The organism is Cellulophaga sp. 3_MG-2023 (assembly GCF_030546975.1).
Classification (GTDB): domain Bacteria; phylum Bacteroidota; class Bacteroidia; order Flavobacteriales; family Flavobacteriaceae; genus Cellulophaga.
Map to the genome: position 1 here is coordinate 477961 of NZ_JAUOPS010000002.1, position 20890 is coordinate 498850.

Below are 20890 nucleotides of genomic sequence, written 5' to 3' on the forward strand. Positions count from 1 at the left end.
TATTACAAATTTTTCAGCGCCAACTTAATAATGTTTTCAACGCTTAATGTTGGGTCCTGACTAACAACTTTGTCAACGGTTTTCTCTGCTTGTTTGCGAACAAAACCAAGAACCTCTAAAGCAGATAACGCTTCTTCTTTATTTGTATTGTTTGAAGAAGTAGAAACTTCATCAATATCGTATATTTTTAATACTTTATCTTTTAAATCTAAAATAACACGTTGTGCAGTTTTTGCTCCAATACCTTTTACAGACTGTATTGTTGCCACATCTCCACCAGCAATTGCATCTCTCACCTGAGCCGGTGATAACGATGACAACATTGTTCGTGCAATACTAGGTCCAATTCCTGAAACAGAAATTAATAATCTAAAAATTTCTCGCTCAGATTTTTCTGCAAAACCAAACAATGTATGCGAATCTTCTTTAACTTGTAAATGTGTATACAACTGTATATTTTCTGCATCTGTCACCTTAGACAAAGTATGCAGTGATATGTTTACAAAGTAACCTACACCATTACACTCAATTACTAAAAATGTTGGATTTTTCTCTACTAATTTCCCTCTTAAATGTGTAATCATATGAATGGTATAGGTTGGTTTGTATTATTTATTTACTGATTGTTTTTAGCCTTTTTTCTTTTTTCTCTCTCTTGTGCATCTATAACAGCCACTGCGGTCATATTTACCATCTCGTCTACATCTGCTCCTAATTGAAGAATATGTACAGATTTACGTAATCCTAACATAATTGGTCCAATAGAATCTGCGTCATTTAACTCTTTAAGCAATTTATATGTAATGTTGGCCGACTCTAAATTTGGAAAAATAAAAGTGTTTACTTTTTTTCCTGCTAATTTAGAAAAAGGAAACTGACTTTGTAACAACTCTTTGTTTAGAGCAAAATCCATCTGAATTTCACCATCTACAACCATTTCTGGATGATCTCTATGAAGAATCTCTACAGCCTTCCTAACCTTTACTGCATTTGGAGCACTAGAAGAGCCAAAGTTTGCATAAGACGTCATTGCTATTACAGGATCAAAACCAAAAGTTTTAGCCACATTAGCCGTCATTAAAGCTATATCTGCTAATTCTTCTGCATTAGGATTAATGTTTATAGAGGTATCTGCAACAAATAAAGGTCCCTTGTCTGTAACCATAATATTAACCGTTGCCACTTTTTGCACATTAGATGCTCTACCAATAACTTCAAAAACTGGTTTTACCACTGTTGGGTATGCTCTAGAATAACCAGAAATCATACCATCTGCATCACCAACTTCTACCATCATAGAGCCAAAATAGTTACGCTCTCTCATTTTAGCTTTGGCGTAGTAAAACGTAACTCCTTTACGTTTTCTGTTTTCCCAAAACTTAGTAGCGTATAATGTACGTTGCCCCTTAGACTCTGTTGCTTTAGTATCTATAATTTGTACATCTGCATCAAACTCTAGCTCTGCTTTAAGCTCTAAAATAGTTTCTTTTTTACCTAATAAAATTGGCTCTGCAATACCTTCTTCGTATGCAATTTGAGCTGCTTTTAACACATCTAAATGATCTGCTTCTGCAAATACAATTCTTTTAGGATTTACTTTTGCTCTGTTGTGTAATAAACGTACAACTTTATTGTCATTACCAGAACGTCTAATTAATTCTTCTTTATACTTATCCCAATCTTCAATAGGCTGTTTTGCAATACCACTATCCATAGCAGCCTTTGCTACAGCTAAAGGAATTTCTGCTATTAATCTTGGATCAAAAGGCTTAGGAATAATATAATCTTCACCAAAAGTTAGCCTTGTTTCTCCGTATGCAATATTTACTTGTTCTGGTACTGGCTCTTTTGCCAATTTAGCTATTGCTTTAACCGCAGCCATTTTCATAGCTTCATTAATACCCGTAGCTCTTACATCTAAAGCTCCTCTAAAAATAAAAGGAAACCCTAAAACATTATTTACTTGGTTAGGATGGTCAGACCTTCCTGTAGCCATAATAATATCTTTTCTTGTTTTTACAGCTAAATCATAATTTATCTCTGGATTAGGATTAGCCATTGCAAAAACAATAGGTTTTTTAGCCATAGAAATCAACATCTCTGGAGAAACAATATCTGCAATAGATAAGCCTACAAAAACATCTGCTTCTACCATTGCTTCATCTAAAGTATCTATTTTTCTGTCTGATGCAAACTCCGCTTTTTCTTTAGATAAATTGTCTCTATCAGACCTTATAACACCTTTACTATCTAGCATTACAATATTTTCATCTTTAGCACCAAATGCCTTATACAATCTTGTACAAGATACAGCAGCAGCACCTGCTCCACTTATTACAATACGTACTTCATCAATTTTTTTACCAGCAATTTCCAGTGCATTTAATAATGCTGCAGCAGAAATAATTGCTGTACCGTGTTGGTCATCATGCATTACAGGAATATCTAATTCCTCTTTTAATCTACGCTCAATCTCAAAAGCAGCAGGTGCACTTATATCTTCTAAATTAATACCACCAAAAGTAGGTGCTATCATCTTTACGGTTTCTACAAATTTATCTACATCTTTAGTATCAACCTCTATATCTACACCATCAATATCAGAAAATATCTTAAACAATAAGGCTTTTCCTTCCATTACTGGTTTAGATGCTTCAGGACCTATGTCTCCTAAACCTAAAACAGCTGTACCATTAGAGATTATAGCAACTAAATTACCTTTAGATGTATATTTATATGCGTTTTCTTTATCTTTTTCTATTTCTAAACAAGGCTCTGCTACGCCCGGAGAGTATGCCAATGCTAAGTCTCTTTGTGTTGCATAAGGCTTAGTAGGAACAATTTTTATTTTACCTGGTTGCGGTTTTGCGTGGTAAATTAAAGCCTCTCTTCTATTCTTCTCGTTGCTCATTGTTTCTAATTTTAAGATGCAAATTTACGGGTATCCCAGCAATTAAATTATAATATTATTCTAAAAAATCTATGTTGCGTTGTAATCCCGAAAATTTAGTACGCTTCACTGCAGATTTCTTAAACACTTTTCTAAAAACATCTTCTGTTATCTCTTCCCAGTCTTTTTTGGTCATAGATAATAAATCTGGATGCGGATTAAATAAGGGCTCTTGGTGTGGCTTAGAAAACTTATTCCAAGGACATACATCTTGGCAAACATCACAACCAAAAATCCAATCATCAAACTTACCTCTAACCTCAGCAGGAATTTCATTTTTTAATTCTATGGTAAAATAAGATATACACTTGCTACCATCCACAACATAAGAATCTACAATTGCCTGCGTAGGGCAAGCATCTATACAAGCGGTGCAGGTACCACAATGGTCTGTTACAGCACTATCGTAAGCCAATTCTATATCTACAATTAACTCTGCTATAAAATAAAAAGAACCTACTCTTTGAGTTATTAGGTTACTGTTTTTACCTATCCAACCCAAACCGCTTTTTGCCGCCCAAGCTTTGTCTAAAACAGGAGCAGAATCTACAAATGCCCTACCCTCTACCTCACCAATATTGTCGGTAATAAACTCCTGCAATGCTCTTAGTTTAGATTTTATAACGTGATGATAATCTTGACCGTAAGCATATTTAGAAATCTTTAAAGCATCATCATTTTGAGTAGCCTCTGGATAATAATTTAGCAGTAATGATATTACAGATTTAGAGCCATCAACTAATTTAGTTGGATCTAGACGTTTGTCAAAATGGTTTTCCATATAAGACATTTGCCCATTCATATTTTTATTTAACCAACTCTCTAAACGAGGAGCTTCTTCCTCTAAAAACTCAGCTTTAGAAACTCCACAAGAAATAAAACCTAGTCGTTTGGCTTCTTCTTTTATCAAAGTCGTTGCATTTTCTTTATGTACAAGAGGTAACATCACAAAGCAAATTTAAAGTTTTACTAGTAATAAAAAATTATTTAGTCATGCTAATACTAATAAACGCACTTGCAAAAGCAATAACTTAACAAAATACTTACATATCTTTATTGCAAAACATATAAATTGCCTATTTTACTATTTATGAGCAAGCTTTTCAATTCTAAATATTACCACAGAGATTTATCTTGGTTACGTTTTAACCATCGAGTTTTACAAGAAATTAAAGACAAAAGAAATCCGCTGTATGAGCGTATAAAATTTTTAGCAATTTTTTCTTCTAATTTAGATGAGTTTTTTAAAGTTCGTGTATCTGACATTAGACAAATAAAAGACTTAGAAAAACCACTGCGTAAAAAATTAATAACTAAACCAAACAAGGTACTTGCAGAAATTAAAAAACAAGTTAACCAACAACAACAAGAATTTGGAAGTGCTTTTTTAGATGAAATTATTCCCGATTTAAAAAAGGAAAATATTCACTTAATTAATTTTAAAGATTTTAACAAACAACAAAAACTATATGCAGAGGATTATTATAGTTCTAATTTAAAAAACACAGTAAATATACAAACTGGGCCCACTTCCATTAAAAATTCAATTTTCGCAAAAAATGAAGCATCATACCTAGTTGCTTTAAAAGATGAAGAACAAATAGAATTAGTTGAGATACCTGACAACCAACCACGCTTTGTTGTTTTTCCATCTACAGACCAAACATTTTACATTACTTTTTTAGATGACATTTTAAAACACAACCTCTTAAACAAAAACAGTAAAGAGTACTATGCTTTAAAAATTTCTAGAGATGCAGAACTGTATATTGAAGATGAATTCTCTGGAGATCTAATGCAAAAAATTCTTGATGCATTACCTAAAAGAAAAACAGGGCAAGCAACACGTGCACTTATAGACGCAAGCGCTCCAATTGCACTTTTAGAAGCTGTTAAAAATGCATTAGACATATACAACACAGATATTATTTTTGGTGGTGTTTATCATAATTTTAAAGATTTCTTTAGTTTCCCAAATCCAACAAAAAAGAAACTAAACAACGTAAACCTAGAGCCTATTCCCCATTCTTTACTAACTAAATACAACTCTGTTTTTGACGCCATAGAAGCAAAAGATCAACTTATACATTATCCGTATCAATCTTTTGAGCCCGTTATAAAATTATTAGAAGAAGCTGCTGTTTCTCCAGAGGTAAGAACCATAAAAATGACTTTGTATCGTTTAGCAAAAACATCTAGGCTAAATACTGCTATTGCAAAAGCTGCAAAAACAGGTAAAAATGTAATTATTTTTATTGAGGCAAAAGCAAGGTTTGATGAGGATAACAATTTAAGATGGGGTAAAATATTTAAAGAAAATGGTGCAAAGGTAATTTACAGCTATCCAGGAATTAAAGTACACTCTAAAATCTTATACATAGAAAAAGAGATTAAGGGCAAACTTAAAACCTATAGTTACATTGGAACAGGCAATTTTAACGAAAAAACGGCTAAGCTATATACCGACTTTGGCTTAATGACGGCAAATAGCAAAATATGTAAAGAGTTAAATCGTGTTTTTCTGGTTTTAGAAGGTGTTTTAATTGTTCCTAAAGCTAAAAAACTACTTATATCTCCTTTTACATCTAGGCATATATTTTCTACTATGGTAGAAAAAGAAATTGAATTAGCACAAGCTGGCAAAAAAGGCTTAATTGTCTTAAAAATGAACAGTCTTGAAGATAAAAAAATGATTCAACTACTTTACAAAGCTAGCAATGCCGGTGTACAAATACGGTTGTTAATTCGCGGGATTTGTTGTTTAGTTCCTGGCATAAAGGGCCAGAGCGAGAACATAACAATTACCAGTATTTTAGACAGATATTTAGAGCATGGCCGTGTTTACCTTTTTGGAAATAATGGAGACGAAAAACTTTTTATTGGATCTGCAGATTGGATGACGCGCAACCTATCTCACAGAATAGAAGTAATTACCCCTATAAAGGATAAAGAGAATTTTAAAATAGTAAAAGACATTTTAAATATTCAGCTATCAGACAATGTAAAAGCAAGAGTTATAGACGCTGATCAAAAAAATAATTATGTTACAAACAATAACACCATAGTACAATCTCAGCTAGCTACTTACAACTATTTTAAAAATCAATAAGTCATCTTTTTCTTATAATAGTTTTATTTTTTATTAGGTCTTATCATAATTTATTTAATACATTTGTTATGTAAACTTTAGGGGTGTTCTTTTTAAGAACTGAGAAATACCCTTTGAACCTGATGCTGTTAGTACAGCCGAAGGGAAAAGTTGAATTCTTTTTATGATTTCTATCTTTTAGTGTTTTTTCCGTTTCTGGAGAATGCATTTTCACACACAGTTTACGATTTAGTTGGATTTTTTAACGCTATAACCTAGCACTTAAAATGTATCGTTATGATACCCATAAACGTAAATAACAAAGAGCACTTAATTCCTAGAGAAACTAATGTGTCTCAACTAATAAAAACTCTAGAAATAACCATTTTTGGTGTTGCCATTGCCATTAACGGCGGTGTAATACCAAAAAGCAGCTGGAGTTCTACCATTTTACAACCCCATGACAATGTATTACTAATACGTCCTGCTCAAGGAGGGTAACCTAAAAACTTAAAAGATTTATAATGAAAAAGAAAGACACCGCACCTAAGCAAAACGGTATTACAAGACAACCATTTCCTAGTTCTAAAAAAGTATATGTTTCTGGTAAATTACATCCAGAAATTAAAGTTGCAATGCGAGAAATTGCATTAAGCGATACTGTAGACTCTATGACCAAAAAGAAAACACCTAATGAACCCGTAACGGTTTATGATACTTCTGGTCCTTATACAGATCCAAACAAAGAAATTGATATACACAGCGGTATAGAACGCATTAGAGAACCTTGGATTAAAAAGCGTGGAGATGTAGAAGAGTTAGCATCTTTTTCTTCGGAGTATTGTAACGAGCGTTTAAACGATGCTAGTTTAGACCATATGCGTTTTAAACTTTTAAAAAAACCACTACGTGCAAAAAAAGGACAAAACGTAACCCAATTACATTACGCAAAAAAAGGAATTATTACTCCAGAAATGGAGTACATAGCTATTCGTGAAAACCAACGAATAGATGAAATGACCGAAATTAGAAAACAACACAAAGGCGAACATTTTGGTGCTAATATTCCAGAGAAAATTACTCCAGAATTTGTACGTAGTGAAGTTGCTAGAGGTCGTGCAATTATACCATCAAACATAAATCATCCAGAAGCAGAACCTATGATTTTAGGTCGTAACTTCTTGGTTAAAATAAACGCAAATATTGGCAACTCTGCAGTAACTTCATCTATAGAAGAAGAAGTAGAAAAAGCAGTTTGGGCTTGCCGTTGGGGAGCAGATAATATTATGGATTTATCTACCGGAGAAAACATTCATGAAACTCGTGAGTGGATCATACGTAACTCACCAGTACCAGTAGGCACCGTACCAATTTACCAAGCTTTAGAAAAAGTAAACGGTGTTGCCGAGGATTTAACTTGGGAAATTTTTAGAGACACTTTAATAGAACAAGCAGAACAAGGTGTAGATTATTTTACCATTCACGCTGGTGTTTTATTACGCTATGTACCAATGACTGCAAAACGTGTTACAGGCATAGTTTCTCGTGGTGGTTCTATTATGGCAAAATGGTGTTTAGCTCACCATAAAGAAAGTTTTTTATATACTCATTTTGAGGATATTTGCGAAATATTAAAACAATACGATGTTTCTTTTTCATTAGGAGACGGCTTACGTCCTGGCTCTGTAGCAGATGCTAATGACGAAGCACAATTTGCAGAATTAGAAACACTAGGAGAATTAACTCAGATTGCACGCAAACATGAAGTACAGTGTTTTATAGAAGGTCCAGGTCACGTGCCAATGCACATGATTAAAGAAAATATGGAAAAACAAATTGAAGTTTGTGACGAGGCTCCTTTTTACACCTTAGGCCCTTTAACTACAGATATTGCTCCAGGTTACGACCATATTACGTCTGGTATAGGTGCTGCAATGATTGGCTGGTACGGCTGCGCAATGCTTTGCTACGTTACACCAAAAGAGCATTTAGGCTTACCAAATAAAGAAGATGTGCGCGTAGGTGTTATCACCTATAAATTAGCGGCTCATGCTGCAGATTTAGCCAAAGGTCATCCGGGTTCTCAGCACAGAGACAATGCCTTAAGTATGGCGCGTTTTGAGTTCCGTTGGGAAGATCAGTTTAATTTAGGACTAGATCCAGAACGTGCTCGTGAGTATCATGATGAAACCTTACCTGCTGCAGGCGCTAAAGTTGCTCATTTTTGCTCTATGTGCGGACCAAAATTCTGTTCTATGAAGATATCTCAGGAAGTACGAGACTTTGCTGCCGAAAACAAAATTGCAGACGACAACGAAGTTATTGCAAAAGGAATGGAAGAAAAATCTAAAGAGTTTAAAGAAAAAGGATCAGAAGTGTATTTGTAATATAAAGTGGAAGTTCCTACGCCTTTTACTAAGTAAGGCGTAGGCGGGCTTTCCGTTATATCTTTTGCTAAAAAAGAGCAAAAGGATGCCACTACAATCCCTAACTTTAAAAAAACCTAATAAAATGATTGTACTTATAGCACCAGAAGAAGATGTACCTAACGAAATAGAAATACTTCATCAACTATTTAACGCTGGCCTACAATATTATCATTTAAGAAAACCTTTTAAAGACTTAAAGCAACATAAAGAGTATCTAAACAAAATAAAACCAGAATACTACAACCGTGTTATTATACATCACCATCATGAACTAATAAATAGTTACAACTTAAAAGGTATTCATTTTCAAGAACAAAAACGTAGAGATACTATAGACAATGCTACACGGTATTTTAAAGACTTAAATATGTTTGGCAAAACCATAAGTTCTTCATTTCATGATCCAGAAGAATTAAACAGTTGTTATTTTGAGTTTGATTATCACCTGCTTAGTCCTGTTTTTAATTCCATATCAAAAAAAGGTTATAAAGGGCGTGGCTTTAATGTAAATCATATAAACAAAACAATTGTTGGTATGGGAGGGGTTACAGCAGAAAACCTTAGCAAATTTAACACATTAGGTTACAAAGGAATTGGCGTTTTAGGAGGAGTTTGGAATAGCAAAAACCCTTTAGAAGCATTTAAGCAAATAAATGAGGCTTACATTACTAGCCTAAAAAACAGAAATAATGATTAGTAAATTACATTATATAAGTCAAGGTGATACTCCAGAAATGCATTTGGCTAACATACAAAAAGCATGTTCTTCTGGTGCAGATTGGGTACAATTACGCCTAAAAAATATAGACGAAGAAACCTTATTGCAAACTGCTTTAAAGGCCAAAGAAATAACTTCTCATTTTCAGACTAGATTAATTATTAACGATCATTATAAAATTGCCAAAGAAGTAAATGCAGATGGTGTGCATTTAGGAAAAACAGATGCTTGCCCGTTAGAAGCACGTGAGCATTTAGGAAAATGGATTAGTATTGGCGGTACTGCAAACACCTTAGAAGATTGTGAAAACTTATTAAAAAAAGAAGTAGATTATATTGGTTTAGGCCCATTTAAATTTACCACAACAAAGCAAAATTTAAGTCCAACTTTAGGCTTACAAGGATACCAAGCAATTATAGATGAGTTAAAAACAAATACTCCAATAATTGCCATTGGCGGCATTACTATAGCAGACGTTCCTGAGTTATTAGAAACAGGAATTTACGGTATTGCAGCATCAACAGAAATTACAAGCAATTTTAACAACATTGCCACTTTAAATAAAATTTTAAGCACACCTGCAACACAAGAGCAAGTGTATAAGTTTGATAAAAATAAAAACGATGAAGGATAATTTAATAATAGCAGACAAAGAGTTTTCATCAAGACTATTTACCGGAACAGGAAAATTTAGTTCTTCAGCCGTAATGAAAAATGCTTTACTAGCATCAGAAAGTGAACTAGTTACAGTTGCGTTAAAACGCGTAGATGTAGCAGATGAAGATGACGATATTTTATCACACTTAAATCATTCTAGAATAAATCTTTTACCAAACACCTCTGGCGTGCGTACAGCAAAAGAGGCAGTTTTTGCTGCTCAATTATCCAGAGAAGCATTGGAAACTAACTGGGTAAAATTAGAAATTCATCCAGACCCAAAATACTTGTTACCAGATCCTATAGAAACTTTAAAAGCTGCAGAAGAATTGGTAAAACAAGGCTTTGTAGTTATGCCTTACATACACGCAGATCCTGTTTTATGCAAACGTTTAGAAGATGTAGGCGTACAATGCGTAATGCCATTGGGCGCACCAATTGGTAGCAACAAAGGATTAAAAACAGTAGATTTTTTAGAAATAATTATAGCACAAAGTAACGTTCCTGTAATTGTAGATGCAGGCATAGGAGCACCGTCACACGCAGCACACGCTATGGAACTAGGTGCAGATGCAGTTTTGGTAAATACTGCAATTGCCGTATCACAAAACCCAACTGCAATGGCAAACGCATTTAAATTAGCTGTAGAAGCTGGTCGTTTGGCTTACAATGCAAAGCTAGCTCCAATAAAACAAACTGCAGAAGCAAGCTCACCTTTAACCTCTTTTTTAAATGAGTAATTTTACATCACTTTTTAATAGGTATAGTTGGGACAACATTGTTGCTGATATTTACAGTAAAACCAGCACAGACGTAGAAACCGCTTTACAAAGTAACAAACGTAATCTAGAAGACTTTAAAGCGTTAATTTCCCCTGCTGCAAAGCCATACTTAGAGCAAATGGCACAAATGAGTAGTGCATTAACTAAAAAACGCTTTGGTAACACAATGCAAATGTATGCGCCAATGTATTTAAGTAATGAGTGCCAAAACATATGTACTTACTGCGGTTTTAGCTTAACAAACAAAATACCTAGGCGTACGCTAACTGACGCAGAAATTTTAAAGGAAGCTGCCTTTTTACGTAGCAAAGGGTATAACCATATTTTATTAGTAACTGGTGAAGCCAATAAAACTGTTGGTGTAGACTACATAAATAATGCTATTAAACTGTTAAAGAAAGAGTTTGCTAATATTACCATAGAAGTACAACCATTAGATCAAAACGAGTATGAATTGCTTGTAGAAAATGGCTTGTACGCCGTTTTGGTGTACCAAGAAACCTACCACAGAGACGAATATAAAAAACACCATCCTAAAGGTAAAAAGTCTAATTTTGATTACAGGCTAGAAACACCAGACCGTTTAGGCAAAGCTGGCGTACATAAAATTGGTGTAGGTGCTTTATTTGGCTTGGAAGATTGGCGAGCAGACAGTTTTTTTACTGCTTTGCATTTACAATATCTACAAAAAACCTATTGGCAAACTAAATATTCTATCTCGTTTCCTAGACTTAGACCATATACGGGTGGTTTAGAACCAAAAGTAGTAATGGAAGATGCAGATTTAGCACAGCTGATATGTGCTTATCGTTTGTTAGACGAAGATGTTGAGCTATCTATGTCTACGAGAGAAAGCGAAAAATTTAGAAACAACATTATCAACTTAGGAATAACATCTATAAGTGCAGAGTCTAAAACAAATCCTGGAGGTTATGTTGTAGAACCACAATCTTTAGAACAGTTTGAAATTTCTGATGAACGTAGCACAGAAACTATTGCACAAATGTTGCAAAGCAAAGGTTTTGAAGTTGTGTGGAAAGATTGGGAAAATGCGTGGTAGTTAAAACAGACCTCCTTGCACACTTCCTTTAATTCTACCTAAATGTTTGTATGCCAATTCTGTTACCTCTCTACCACGAGGTGTACGCATAATAAAGCCTTGTTGTATTAAAAAAGGTTCATATACCTCTTCTATAGTTTCTGCACTTTCAGATACTGCGGTTGCCAATGTAGTAATACCTACTGGGCCACCTTTAAATTTATCTATAATAGTGGTTAATATTTTATTATCCATTTCGTCTAAACCGTGTGCATCTACATTTAATGCATTTAGTCCAAACCTAGAAATTTCTATATCAATTTTACCATTGCCTTTTATCTGCGCAAAATCTCTTACTCTTCTCAACAATGCATTACAAATTCTAGGTGTACCCCTACTCCTACCCGCTATTTCTATTGCAGCTTCTAAATCTATAGGTACATTTAAAATTTCTGCACTACGTTCTGCTATAGTAGACAATAATTCTGTTGTATAGTATTGCAATCTACTCTGAATACCAAAACGAGCCCTCATAGGAGCCGTTAAAAGCCCAGAACGTGTTGTTGCACCAATAAGGGTAAAAGGGTTTAAATTTATTTGTACAGAGCGTGCATTTGGCCCTGACTCTATCATTATATCAATTTTATAATCTTCCATTGCAGAATACAAGTATTCTTCTACAATAGGACTAAGTCTATGTATTTCGTCAATAAAAAGAACATCTCTTTCATCTAAGTTCGTAAGCAAACCTGCTAAATCTCCTGGTTTATCTAAAACTGGTCCAGATGTAACTTTTATACCAACACCTAACTCATTAGCTAAAATATGAGCCAATGTAGTTTTCCCTAAACCTGGAGGTCCGTGAAAAAGAGTATGATCCAAAGCCTCTCCTCTCTGGTTAGCAGCTTCTACAAAAACTTTTAGGTTTTCTAAAACTTGATCTTGACCAGCAAAATCATCAAAACTTAAGGGTCTTAATGCTCTTTCTATATCAAATTCTTCAGAAGAAAAATTTTCTGATGTTGGGTCTAGGTTTTCATTCATAGTCTAACAAAGATACTAGAAATTGAAAGCTTTCTAATTAGAAAATAATCTATTCCTTTTTAATTAATTGAGATGCGTTTAAAAAGTCTGTAATTGTAATTTTAGGAGTTCCGTACAAATATGTTTTAGAGCTACCTTTAGATGATAAATCAAAGCTTTCTGTGGCAAATATTCTAGCATCTGGAGATTCATCTAAGTTAGCAGATACAGAAGTTCCTTTTAGTGATTCTGCTCTTAATTGAGAATTACCAAATAGATCTATGTCTAGATCTGTAGCTGCACCCTCAAGTTTACTATCAGCATTACCGTGCATTGTTACTTTAGCCATTTGCGCTTCCAAATACAGCCCTAAGTTACTTTTTTGATCTTGACTAATAACTAACTCATCACAATCTACATTAAGTTCTGCATTGCTATTACCAGACATTGAAATAGTAACAACATCAGCAAGCGTATTTAAGTTAAGCTTAGAACTTCCTTGGAGATTAATATCTAAATAATCTGTAGTAACAATATCCTTCATATCTAAACGACCATCTAACATAGTTATACCGTTTAATCCCATATAATTTACTGTTAACACTAGTTTTTTTCTTGAGACTATTCTGTAAAAAGAACTAATTTCTAATATACTATCTGTTACTTCAAACTTAAGAACATCTAAAAGATTATCATCACCTATAAAAGTGTAACTGTTTTCCCTTGCTTTTTTAAGCTCAATCCGTAAATCATCAGCTATTTTAATGGAGTTAAAAGGTGGCAACTCATTAGTTACCTCAATAACAGTTTTACTTCCTTTAATTTTTGGTTTTTTCTGCGCGATACTTACTACTGATGTAAGTAGCAGTATACTTAAAATAATTTGCTTCAAAATATGGTGTGTTTAATGGTTTGTGTTTGTTGTTAAACAAGATACTAAAATACAGCTTAACTATATATTATTGCCAAGAATGATGCCAAAAAAAAAGCCTTTTAAAATAAATTTTAAAAGGCCTTATATAATTTTTATGAAGTCTAGTGAGTAAGTTCTTCTTCACCAGCTTGAAGAGGTACTACTTGAGGAACATAATCTTGTCCTGGTATTACATATTCTCCGTTTTCATTTGTTTTACTATAATCATATGCCCATCTGTGAACTTCAGGAATAGCACCTGGCCAGTTACCGTGAACATGCTCTACAGGAGTTGTCCACTCTAAAGTAGTAGCTTTCCAAGGATTTTGCTCTGCCTTTTTACCGTAGAAAATACTATAGATAAAGTTACCAACAAAGACTAACTGAGTAGCTCCTGCTATTAAAGCAAATACTGTTATTAAGATGTTAACATCAGTAAGCTCATCAAACATTGGGAATGCTGTATTTTCATAATAACGTCTTGGTACACCAGCCATACCTACAAAGTGCATTGGAAAGAAAACACCATAAGCACAAATAGCAGTGATCCAGAAATGAACATAACCTAAGTTTTTATTCATCATCTTACCAAACATTTTTGGGAACCAGTGGTATACACCTGCCAATAAACCATATAAAGCAGATATACCCATTACTAAGTGGAAGTGAGCTACCACAAAGTAAGTATCATGAACGTTAATATCCAATGTACTATCTCCTAAAATAATACCAGTTAAACCACCAGTAATAAATGTAGAAACAAATCCAATTGAAAATAACATTGCAACATTCATTTGCAAGTTACCTTTCCAGATTGTAGTAATCCAGTTAAATGCTTTTACAGCAGATGGTATTGCTATTAATAAAGTTGTAAATGTAAATACAGAACCTAAGAAAGGATTCATACCTGAGATAAACATATGGTGACCCCATACAATTGTAGATAAGAATGCAATTGCAATAATTGACATAATCATTGCTCTATAACCAAAAATTGGTTTACGAGCATTTGTTGCCATAACATCAGATACAATACCCATTGCTGGTAAAATTACAATGTATACCTCTGGGTGTCCTAGGAACCAAAATAAGTGTTCGTATAATACAGGTGATCCACCTTGATAGTGTAATACCTCTCCTTGTATAAATATATCTGATAAGAAGAATGATGTTCCAAAACTTCTATCCATAATTAATAACAATGCCGCTGAAAATAAAACCGGGAAAGAAACAACACCAATTATAGCAGTAACAAATAATGCCCAAGTTGTTAAAGGTAATCTTGTCATAGACATACCTTTTGTTCTTAAGTTAATAACTGTTACAATATAGTTTAATGATCCCAATAAAGATGATGCTATAAATATAGCCATAGATACTAACCACAATGTCATACCTGCGCCAGAACCTGATTGAGCCATAGGTAATGCAGACAAAGGAGGGTAGATTGTCCAACCTGCTGCTGCTGGTCCTGACTCTACAAAAAGAGAACAAACCATTATAACTGCAGATGTAAAAAATAACCAATAAGAGATCATATTTAACAATCCTGAAGCCATATCTCTAGCTCCAATTTGCAATGGAATAAGTAAGTTACTAAATGTACCACTTAAACCTGCTGTAAGTACAAAGAAAACCATTATAGTACCGTGCATAGTTACCAATGCTAAATACACATCAGCATCCATAACACCACCTGGTGCCCATTTACCTAATACAGCTTCAAATAAAGGAAAAGATTCACCCGGCCAAGCCAATTGCATTCTAAATAACAATGACATTGCTATACCAATGAAACCCATAATTAAACCAGTAATTAAATACTGCTTTGCAATCATCTTATGATCCATACTAAATATATATTTAGTAATGAAGGTTTCTTTGTGATGATGTCCGTGATCGTCGTCGTGTTCGTGTGTTCCTGACATAATCAGATATTCTATTTTTGTTAGTTAACTTAGTTTCTTAAATCAATTATTTTACGGCAACTCCTGTAGCGGTTTCACCACCAAAAGTTTTCTGAGAAGCCATCCATTTGTCATACTCCTCTTGAGTTTCAACAATTATCTTCATTTGCATATTGTAGTGAGATTTACCACAAATTTTATTACAAAGTAAAATATAATCGTACTCCCAAGGATCACTATTTGGCTCTCCTGCTGCAGCTTTTTTAGCTCTAATCTTATTAGCTCTTTTCACCTTATCAATTACATCAGGATCCTGACGCATTTCTTCTGTAGTTTTTATAGGTGTAAAAGAGAATTGAGTAATCATACCTGGTACACAATTCATTTGCGCTCTAAAGTGAGGCATATAAGCTGAGTGTAATACATCTTGAGAACGCATATGGAAATTAACTTTTCTTCCCACTGGTAAATGTAATTCTTTAACAATTACATCATCAGCTCCATTAGGATCTGACTCATCTACACCAAGAATATTAGCCTTATCAATATCAATCATTCTAACGTTTGCCTCACCTAATACATTATCTGCACCACCGTATCTAGCTGTCCAGTTAAATTGTTGTGCATAAAGCTCTACAATTAATGGATCGTCCTCATCATTAATATCCATTATATTAGTCCAAGTGTATAATCCCCAAAGGATTAATCCAGCTAAAACTATTACCGGAATAATTGTCCAAATAAATTCTAGCTTATGGTTATCAGCATAAAACAATGCCTTCTTACCTTTTTCACCACGGTATTTATAAGCAAAATAGTGTAATAAAAATTGAGTTATTGTTTGTACAATAAATATAATAAGCATTGAAACAAACATCAAGCTATCATACTCAGCTCCATGAGCAGAACCTGCTTCTGGCAACAATACTTTTGTATACTTGTAAAAGCTAAAGATTGTTATACCGTAAATAAATACCAAGAAAGCAAACATTAGATAACCGTTAACTTTGTTATCGTTATCAGTTGCTGTTTCATTTTTAGCCGCTCTAAGTTGCGACAATTCAAAAATTTTGGTCATTTGCCAAATTGCTATGGCTACTAAGACTAAAACCGTTATAGTTAAAACTGTAATCATTGTATGATTTATTTTATGCTGTTGTAAACTTCCTTATTAATAATGAAAATGCTTGCTCTCTCCAATAAATGGATTTCTCTTTGGCTGTAATGGAGCTGTTGTTAAAGCTCTAAAAACAACAAAAATAAACAGACCGGCAAAGAATAAAACAGAACATATTTCTGACAATCCTATAGACCATTGATCTCCTACTGTTGCAGGCATAATCATATTAAATATATCTAAGTAGTGACCCGCTAGTATAACTACACCTGCCATAATAACAAACCAGTTAACTCTTTTGTAATCACTATTCATTAACAATAATAATGGAAACAAGAAGTTCATAGCTACCATTCCAAAAAATGGCAAGTTATAATCTTGTATTCTTGTTACATAGTATGTAACCTCTTCTGGTATGTTAGCGTACCATATAAGCATAAACTGAGCAAACCATAAGTAGGTCCAGAAAATACTAATACCAAACATAAACTTAGCTAAATCATGAATATGACTATCGTTTACATCTTCTAAAAGACCCTTAGACTTTAAGTATATTGTTACCATTGCTATAACTGTAATACCAGACACAAACATACTAGCAAACACATACCAACCAAACAGAGTACTAAACCAGTGTGGATCTACACTCATTATCCAATCCCAAGACATCATAGACTCAGATACCAAGTAAAATACTAGGAAACCTGCAGACCATCTGAAATTTTTAACAAAGTTAGTATTATCATCAGCAGCATCTTGTGCTAAAGATAATTTACGAGATATTGTTCTATAAGCAATCCATCCTCCTAAGAAAATAGCAGCTCTTATTAAAAAGAAAGTTCCATTTAAGTAACCCGCTTTACCCTGCAATAATTTATCGTGAGCTACAACATCAGCATCCATCCAAACAAATAAATGGTTCATATGCGCTACAGAAGCAAGTAATATTACAAAAACAATAATACCTCCTGGTGCCAAGTAAGCCGTTATACCTTCCATTACTCTAAATAATAAAGGAGACCAACCTGCCTGTGCTGCTCTTTGTATTGCATAAAATGCTAATACACCTAATGCTATCATAAAGAAAAAGAAAGCAGCAACATACAATGCAGCCCAAGGTTTATTTCGCAATTGATGTAATAAATGCTCATCATGACTACTATCATGACCTTCTGCGTGAGCAGTATTGCCATGAGCATCTGATTTATGGTCTTCTGCAGCAACTTCATGATCTCCGTGACCACTAGTATGACTAGCTACAATTTCTTTAGCATCTTCTACTGTGCTAGGCATAGAGATAAAGCCTATTGCAATACCTATAGCACCAACAGCCATTAATATAAAAGAAGCTATTTTTAGTCTGTTTGAAAAAGTGTACATATTCTTAATCTATGTATTATTTAGTTAAGTCTTGTTTCAATTGCATTACGTATTCCGCAACTTGCCAACGTTCATCGTGATTAAGTTGATTAGCGTAAGAACCCATCGAATTTAATCCGTAATAAATAGTATGGTAAGTGCTACCTACTGTAATATTTCTTCCTGCATCTGCATAATTAGGAACACCTAATATTTTCTCTCTCTTCACTAAATTCCCTTGACCATCACCCTTATTACCGTGACAAATTGCACAGTTAATAGCATACAACTCTTTACCTTTAGTTAAATTAACTTCTGTTTTTAAAGAGTCTAATGGGCTAGCCTGCAAACGAGCTAATTCTTTACCTTCAATATCATTAGCAAATTCATAAGGCATATGACCTCTAGATATAGTGTTTTCTACTGGCAAACCAGCTTCCATACCGCTAGGTAAAAAATCTACTTTTTGGTACGTTTCATAACCTACTGCCTCGTACATATTAGGCATATATTGGTAATTAGGACTGTTCTTATCTGCACAAGATGCCATAAGAAGAGCTATTCCTAAAACCAAACCTATATTTTTAAATATCTTCATAACTGTTATTAAGACTATTTTTCTGAAATATTAATTTCTACTGCTCCTGTGTCTGCTAACAAAGATTTTAATTCTTCTTCATTATCATGAATTTCTATTTCCATTAAAAATAGATCATCTGTTGTTCTTACATCTGGATTTTCAGCTTGTTTAAAAGGCCACAATTTACTTCTCATGTAAAATGTTATAACCATTAAGTGAGCTGCAAAAAATACAGTAAGTTCAAACATAATTGGAACAAAGGCCGGCATATTTTCTAGGTAACTAAAACTAGGTTTACCACCAATATCCTGAGGCCAATCTTCTATCATGATGTAATTCATCATAAGAGTTGCTATTGTAATACCTATACAACCATAAATAAAAGCAGTTATGGCTATTCTAGTAGGAGCAAGCCCCATAGCTTTGTCTAACCCGTGAACAGGAAAAGGACAATATACCTCTTCTATATGATGCTTAGCTGCTTTTACTTTCTTAACAGCGAGCATCAATATATCATCATCATTATAAAATGCGTGAATAACTTTAGATGCCATAATTATTTATTGTTATTTAAGTTCTTGGCTTGTCCAGCCCAATCATCTCTTTGTGCTCTTCCTGGGAAAGATCCTGTAATAGAATCTAATAGGTCATACTCTTTCTGTGTCATTTTACTAACCTGAGCAAAACTATATATCCCAATCTGGTTTAATGTTTGTTCCATTTGCGGACCAATACCTTTAACTTGCTTTAAGTCATCTGGTGTATCAGTAGCAACATCAAACTTACCTAAAGAACTTAATAAGTCAGAAACCTTTTCTTCCTCATTACCAACTACCACCTCTTCTTTTGCTTCTACAGGTGTAGCTGCAACAGTATTAGTATAAATTGTCTTTTCTGGCATAGTATACATAGGTTTACCTGCATCTCTTAACTTCTTGTACTTACTACCAGAAGCTTTCAAAATAGATTTTACTTCTGCCTGCGCTATTACAGGGAATGTTCTAGAATATAATAAGAACAATACAAAGAAGAAACCTATTGTACCAATAAATATACCTATATCTACAAACGTAGGAGAGAACATTGTCCATGAAGATGGTAAATAATCTCTATGTAATGATGTTACAATAATAACAAAACGCTCAAACCACATTCCTATGTTTACTACAATAGAAATAGCAAAAGAGAACATAATACTAGTACGCAATCTCTTAGACCACATAAATTGCGGAGAGAAAACATTACAAGACATCATTGCCCAGTATGCCCAAGCGTAAGGTCCTGTTGCTCTGTTTAAGAAAGCGTATTGCTCGTATTCTACACCAGAATACCAAGCCATAAACAACTCTGTAATATATGCACAACCAACTATAGAACCAGTAATCATAATTACAATGTTCATTAACTCTATATGCTGTACTGTAATATAAGCTTCTAAGCTACACACTTTTCTCATAATAATAAGAAGCGTGTTCACCATTGCAAATCCTGAGAAAATTGCACCTGCCACAAAATATGGAGGGAAAATTGTTGTATGCCATCCTGGTATAACCGAAGTGGCAAAATCAAAAGATACAATAGTATGTACAGAAAGTACAAGTGGAGTTGCCAAACCTGCTAATACAAGAGAAACCTCTTCAAAACGCTGCCAATCTTTTGCTCTACCCGTCCAACCAAAACTTACTAAACTGTATATTTTCTTCTGAAACGGCTTAACAGCTCTATCACGTAACATTGCAAAATCTGGTAAAAGACCAGTCCACCAGAAAACTAATGATACTGATAAGTAAGTAGAAATTGCAAAGACATCCCATAATAATGGTGAGTTAAAGTTTACCCATAAAGAACCAAATTGGTTAGGAATAGGTAATACCCAATACGCCAACCAAGGACGCCCCATGTGTATTATTGGAAACAAACCTGCCTGCACTACAGAGAAAATTGTCATTGCCTCTGCAGAACGGTTAATAGCCATTCTCCATTTTTGTCTAAACAGCAATAGTACTGCAGAAATCAATGTTCCCGCGTGCCCAATACCTACCCACCATACAAAGTTGGTAATATCCCAGGCCCAGCCTACTGTTTTATTTAATCCCCAAGTACCGATACCTGTAGATACTGTGTATATTATACAACCAACTCCCCAAAGGAATGCTATTAATGCAATAGAGAAAACAATCCACCACTGTTTGTTTGCTTTCCCTTCTACAGGAGCAGCAATATCCACAGTTACATCGTGGTATCCTTTATCTCCAATTACTAGGGGTTTTCGTATAGGTGCTTCGTAATGCGACGCCATAATTTATGTTCTAGTTACGTTCCGTTAAT

18 protein-coding genes and 1 riboswitch are annotated in these 20890 nt (G+C 34.1%); of the genes, 7 read left to right on the forward strand and 11 right to left on the reverse strand.

Going from position 1 to position 20890, the window contains the following annotated elements:
• Positions 1-2: 2 nt before the first annotated feature.
• Genes ruvA through queG form a run of 3 tightly spaced genes read right to left on the reverse strand, consistent with a single transcriptional unit; the run spans position 3 to position 3896 of the window.
• Positions 3-584, reverse strand: coding sequence for a Holliday junction branch migration protein RuvA (gene ruvA, locus Q4487_RS07035; RefSeq protein WP_100893883.1), 582 nt, complete (start codon positions 582-584; stop codon positions 3-5).
• Between the two features lie 32 nt (positions 585-616).
• Positions 617-2911 carry an NADP-dependent malic enzyme gene (locus Q4487_RS07040; RefSeq protein WP_303540601.1) on the reverse strand — a complete coding sequence of 765 codons (2295 nt, stop codon included), beginning with the start codon at positions 2909-2911 and terminating at the stop codon, positions 617-619.
• 55 nt (positions 2912-2966) lie between these two features.
• Positions 2967-3896, reverse strand: coding sequence for a tRNA epoxyqueuosine(34) reductase QueG (gene queG / locus Q4487_RS07045; RefSeq protein ID WP_303541292.1), 930 nt, complete (start codon positions 3894-3896; stop codon positions 2967-2969).
• Between the two features lie 144 nt (positions 3897-4040).
• On the opposite strand from queG, the gene ppk1 reads away from it, so the two are divergent.
• The 7 genes from ppk1 (at position 4041) to thiH (ending at position 11684) form a co-directional block, all read left to right on the forward strand.
• Positions 4041-6059, forward strand: coding sequence for a polyphosphate kinase 1 (gene ppk1 / locus Q4487_RS07050; protein ID WP_303540599.1), 2019 nt, complete (start codon positions 4041-4043; stop codon positions 6057-6059).
• A 69-nt stretch (positions 6060-6128) separates the two neighbouring features.
• Positions 6129-6222, forward strand: a riboswitch (TPP riboswitch).
• A gap of 113 nt (positions 6223-6335) precedes the next feature.
• The gene (thiS, locus tag Q4487_RS07055; RefSeq protein WP_100893887.1) at positions 6336-6539 is read left to right on the forward strand and encodes a sulfur carrier protein ThiS; all 204 of its coding nucleotides are present in this window, start codon (positions 6336-6338) and stop codon (positions 6537-6539) included.
• A 23-nt stretch (positions 6540-6562) separates the two neighbouring features.
• Positions 6563-8425, forward strand: coding sequence for a phosphomethylpyrimidine synthase ThiC (gene thiC, locus Q4487_RS07060; RefSeq protein WP_100893888.1), 1863 nt, complete (start codon positions 6563-6565; stop codon positions 8423-8425).
• 124 nt (positions 8426-8549) lie between these two features.
• Positions 8550-9164 (forward strand): thiamine phosphate synthase, encoded by a 615-nt coding sequence (locus tag Q4487_RS07065; protein WP_303540596.1) that lies wholly within the window; start codon positions 8550-8552, stop codon positions 9162-9164.
• Positions 9157-9819 (forward strand): thiamine phosphate synthase, encoded by a 663-nt coding sequence (thiE, locus tag Q4487_RS07070; RefSeq protein ID WP_303540594.1) that lies wholly within the window; start codon positions 9157-9159, stop codon positions 9817-9819. The genes Q4487_RS07065 and thiE overlap by 8 nt, the downstream gene beginning before the upstream one ends.
• Complete coding sequence (locus tag Q4487_RS07075) at positions 9809-10582, forward strand: thiazole synthase (protein WP_100893891.1); 774 nt, start codon at positions 9809-9811, stop codon at positions 10580-10582. Before thiE ends, Q4487_RS07075 begins: the two co-directional genes overlap by 11 nt.
• The gene (gene thiH / locus Q4487_RS07080; RefSeq protein WP_303540591.1) at positions 10575-11684 is read left to right on the forward strand and encodes a 2-iminoacetate synthase ThiH; all 1110 of its coding nucleotides are present in this window, start codon (positions 10575-10577) and stop codon (positions 11682-11684) included. The genes Q4487_RS07075 and thiH overlap by 8 nt, the downstream gene beginning before the upstream one ends.
• On the opposite strand, the gene ruvB is transcribed toward thiH, so the two are convergent.
• The 8 genes from ruvB to nrfD all read right to left on the reverse strand — a co-directional run bounded on the left by ruvB (position 11685) and on the right by nrfD (position 20861).
• Positions 11685-12707 (reverse strand): Holliday junction branch migration DNA helicase RuvB, encoded by a 1023-nt coding sequence (gene ruvB, locus Q4487_RS07085; RefSeq protein ID WP_100893893.1) that lies wholly within the window; start codon positions 12705-12707, stop codon positions 11685-11687. It lies immediately after the preceding gene.
• Between the two features lie 49 nt (positions 12708-12756).
• On the reverse strand, positions 12757-13578 hold the full coding sequence (locus Q4487_RS07090; RefSeq protein ID WP_303540589.1) for a DUF2807 domain-containing protein: 822 nt from the start codon (positions 13576-13578) through the stop codon (positions 12757-12759).
• 143 nt (positions 13579-13721) lie between these two features.
• Positions 13722-15527, reverse strand: a complete 1806-nt coding sequence (locus Q4487_RS07095; protein ID WP_100893895.1) for a cbb3-type cytochrome c oxidase subunit I — start codon at positions 15525-15527, stop codon at positions 13722-13724.
• A 46-nt stretch (positions 15528-15573) separates the two neighbouring features.
• On the reverse strand, positions 15574-16641 hold the full coding sequence (locus Q4487_RS07100) for a cytochrome c oxidase subunit II (RefSeq protein WP_303540587.1): 1068 nt from the start codon (positions 16639-16641) through the stop codon (positions 15574-15576).
• Between the two features lie 36 nt (positions 16642-16677).
• The gene (locus Q4487_RS07105) at positions 16678-18003 is read right to left on the reverse strand and encodes a quinol:cytochrome C oxidoreductase (protein ID WP_303540585.1); all 1326 of its coding nucleotides are present in this window, start codon (positions 18001-18003) and stop codon (positions 16678-16680) included.
• A 16-nt stretch (positions 18004-18019) separates the two neighbouring features.
• Complete coding sequence (locus tag Q4487_RS07110) at positions 18020-18580, reverse strand: cytochrome c (RefSeq protein WP_100893898.1); 561 nt, start codon at positions 18578-18580, stop codon at positions 18020-18022.
• Positions 18581-18594: 14 nt separating this feature from the next.
• Complete coding sequence (locus tag Q4487_RS07115) at positions 18595-19116, reverse strand: DUF3341 domain-containing protein (RefSeq protein ID WP_013621427.1); 522 nt, start codon at positions 19114-19116, stop codon at positions 18595-18597.
• A 2-nt stretch (positions 19117-19118) separates the two neighbouring features.
• Complete coding sequence (gene nrfD / locus Q4487_RS07120) at positions 19119-20861, reverse strand: NrfD/PsrC family molybdoenzyme membrane anchor subunit (protein ID WP_100893899.1); 1743 nt, start codon at positions 20859-20861, stop codon at positions 19119-19121.
• Positions 20862-20890: the final 29 nt, after the last annotated feature.

Coding starts and splice junctions, on each gene's coding strand:
- ruvA (WP_100893883.1), bottom strand. CDS start 584: ATGATTACACATTTAAGAGGGAAATTAGTAGAGAAAAATCCAACATTT.
- Q4487_RS07040 (WP_303540601.1), bottom strand. CDS start 2,911: ATGAGCAACGAGAAGAATAGAAGAGAGGCTTTAATTTACCACGCAAAA.
- queG (WP_303541292.1), bottom strand. CDS start 3,896: ATGTTACCTCTTGTACATAAAGAAAATGCAACGACTTTGATAAAAGAA.
- ppk1 (WP_303540599.1), top strand. CDS start 4,041: ATGAGCAAGCTTTTCAATTCTAAATATTACCACAGAGATTTATCTTGG.
- thiS (WP_100893887.1), top strand. CDS start 6,336: ATGATACCCATAAACGTAAATAACAAAGAGCACTTAATTCCTAGAGAA.
- thiC (WP_100893888.1), top strand. CDS start 6,563: ATGAAAAAGAAAGACACCGCACCTAAGCAAAACGGTATTACAAGACAA.
- Q4487_RS07065 (WP_303540596.1), top strand. CDS start 8,550: ATGATTGTACTTATAGCACCAGAAGAAGATGTACCTAACGAAATAGAA.
- thiE (WP_303540594.1), top strand. CDS start 9,157: ATGATTAGTAAATTACATTATATAAGTCAAGGTGATACTCCAGAAATG.
- Q4487_RS07075 (WP_100893891.1), top strand. CDS start 9,809: ATGAAGGATAATTTAATAATAGCAGACAAAGAGTTTTCATCAAGACTA.
- thiH (WP_303540591.1), top strand. CDS start 10,575: ATGAGTAATTTTACATCACTTTTTAATAGGTATAGTTGGGACAACATT.
- ruvB (WP_100893893.1), bottom strand. CDS start 12,707: ATGAATGAAAACCTAGACCCAACATCAGAAAATTTTTCTTCTGAAGAA.
- Q4487_RS07095 (WP_100893895.1), bottom strand. CDS start 15,527: ATGTCAGGAACACACGAACACGACGACGATCACGGACATCATCACAAA.
- Q4487_RS07100 (WP_303540587.1), bottom strand. CDS start 16,641: ATGATTACAGTTTTAACTATAACGGTTTTAGTCTTAGTAGCCATAGCA.
- Q4487_RS07105 (WP_303540585.1), bottom strand. CDS start 18,003: ATGTACACTTTTTCAAACAGACTAAAAATAGCTTCTTTTATATTAATG.
- Q4487_RS07110 (WP_100893898.1), bottom strand. CDS start 18,580: ATGAAGATATTTAAAAATATAGGTTTGGTTTTAGGAATAGCTCTTCTT.
- Q4487_RS07115 (WP_013621427.1), bottom strand. CDS start 19,116: ATGGCATCTAAAGTTATTCACGCATTTTATAATGATGATGATATATTG.
- nrfD (WP_100893899.1), bottom strand. CDS start 20,861: ATGGCGTCGCATTACGAAGCACCTATACGAAAACCCCTAGTAATTGGA.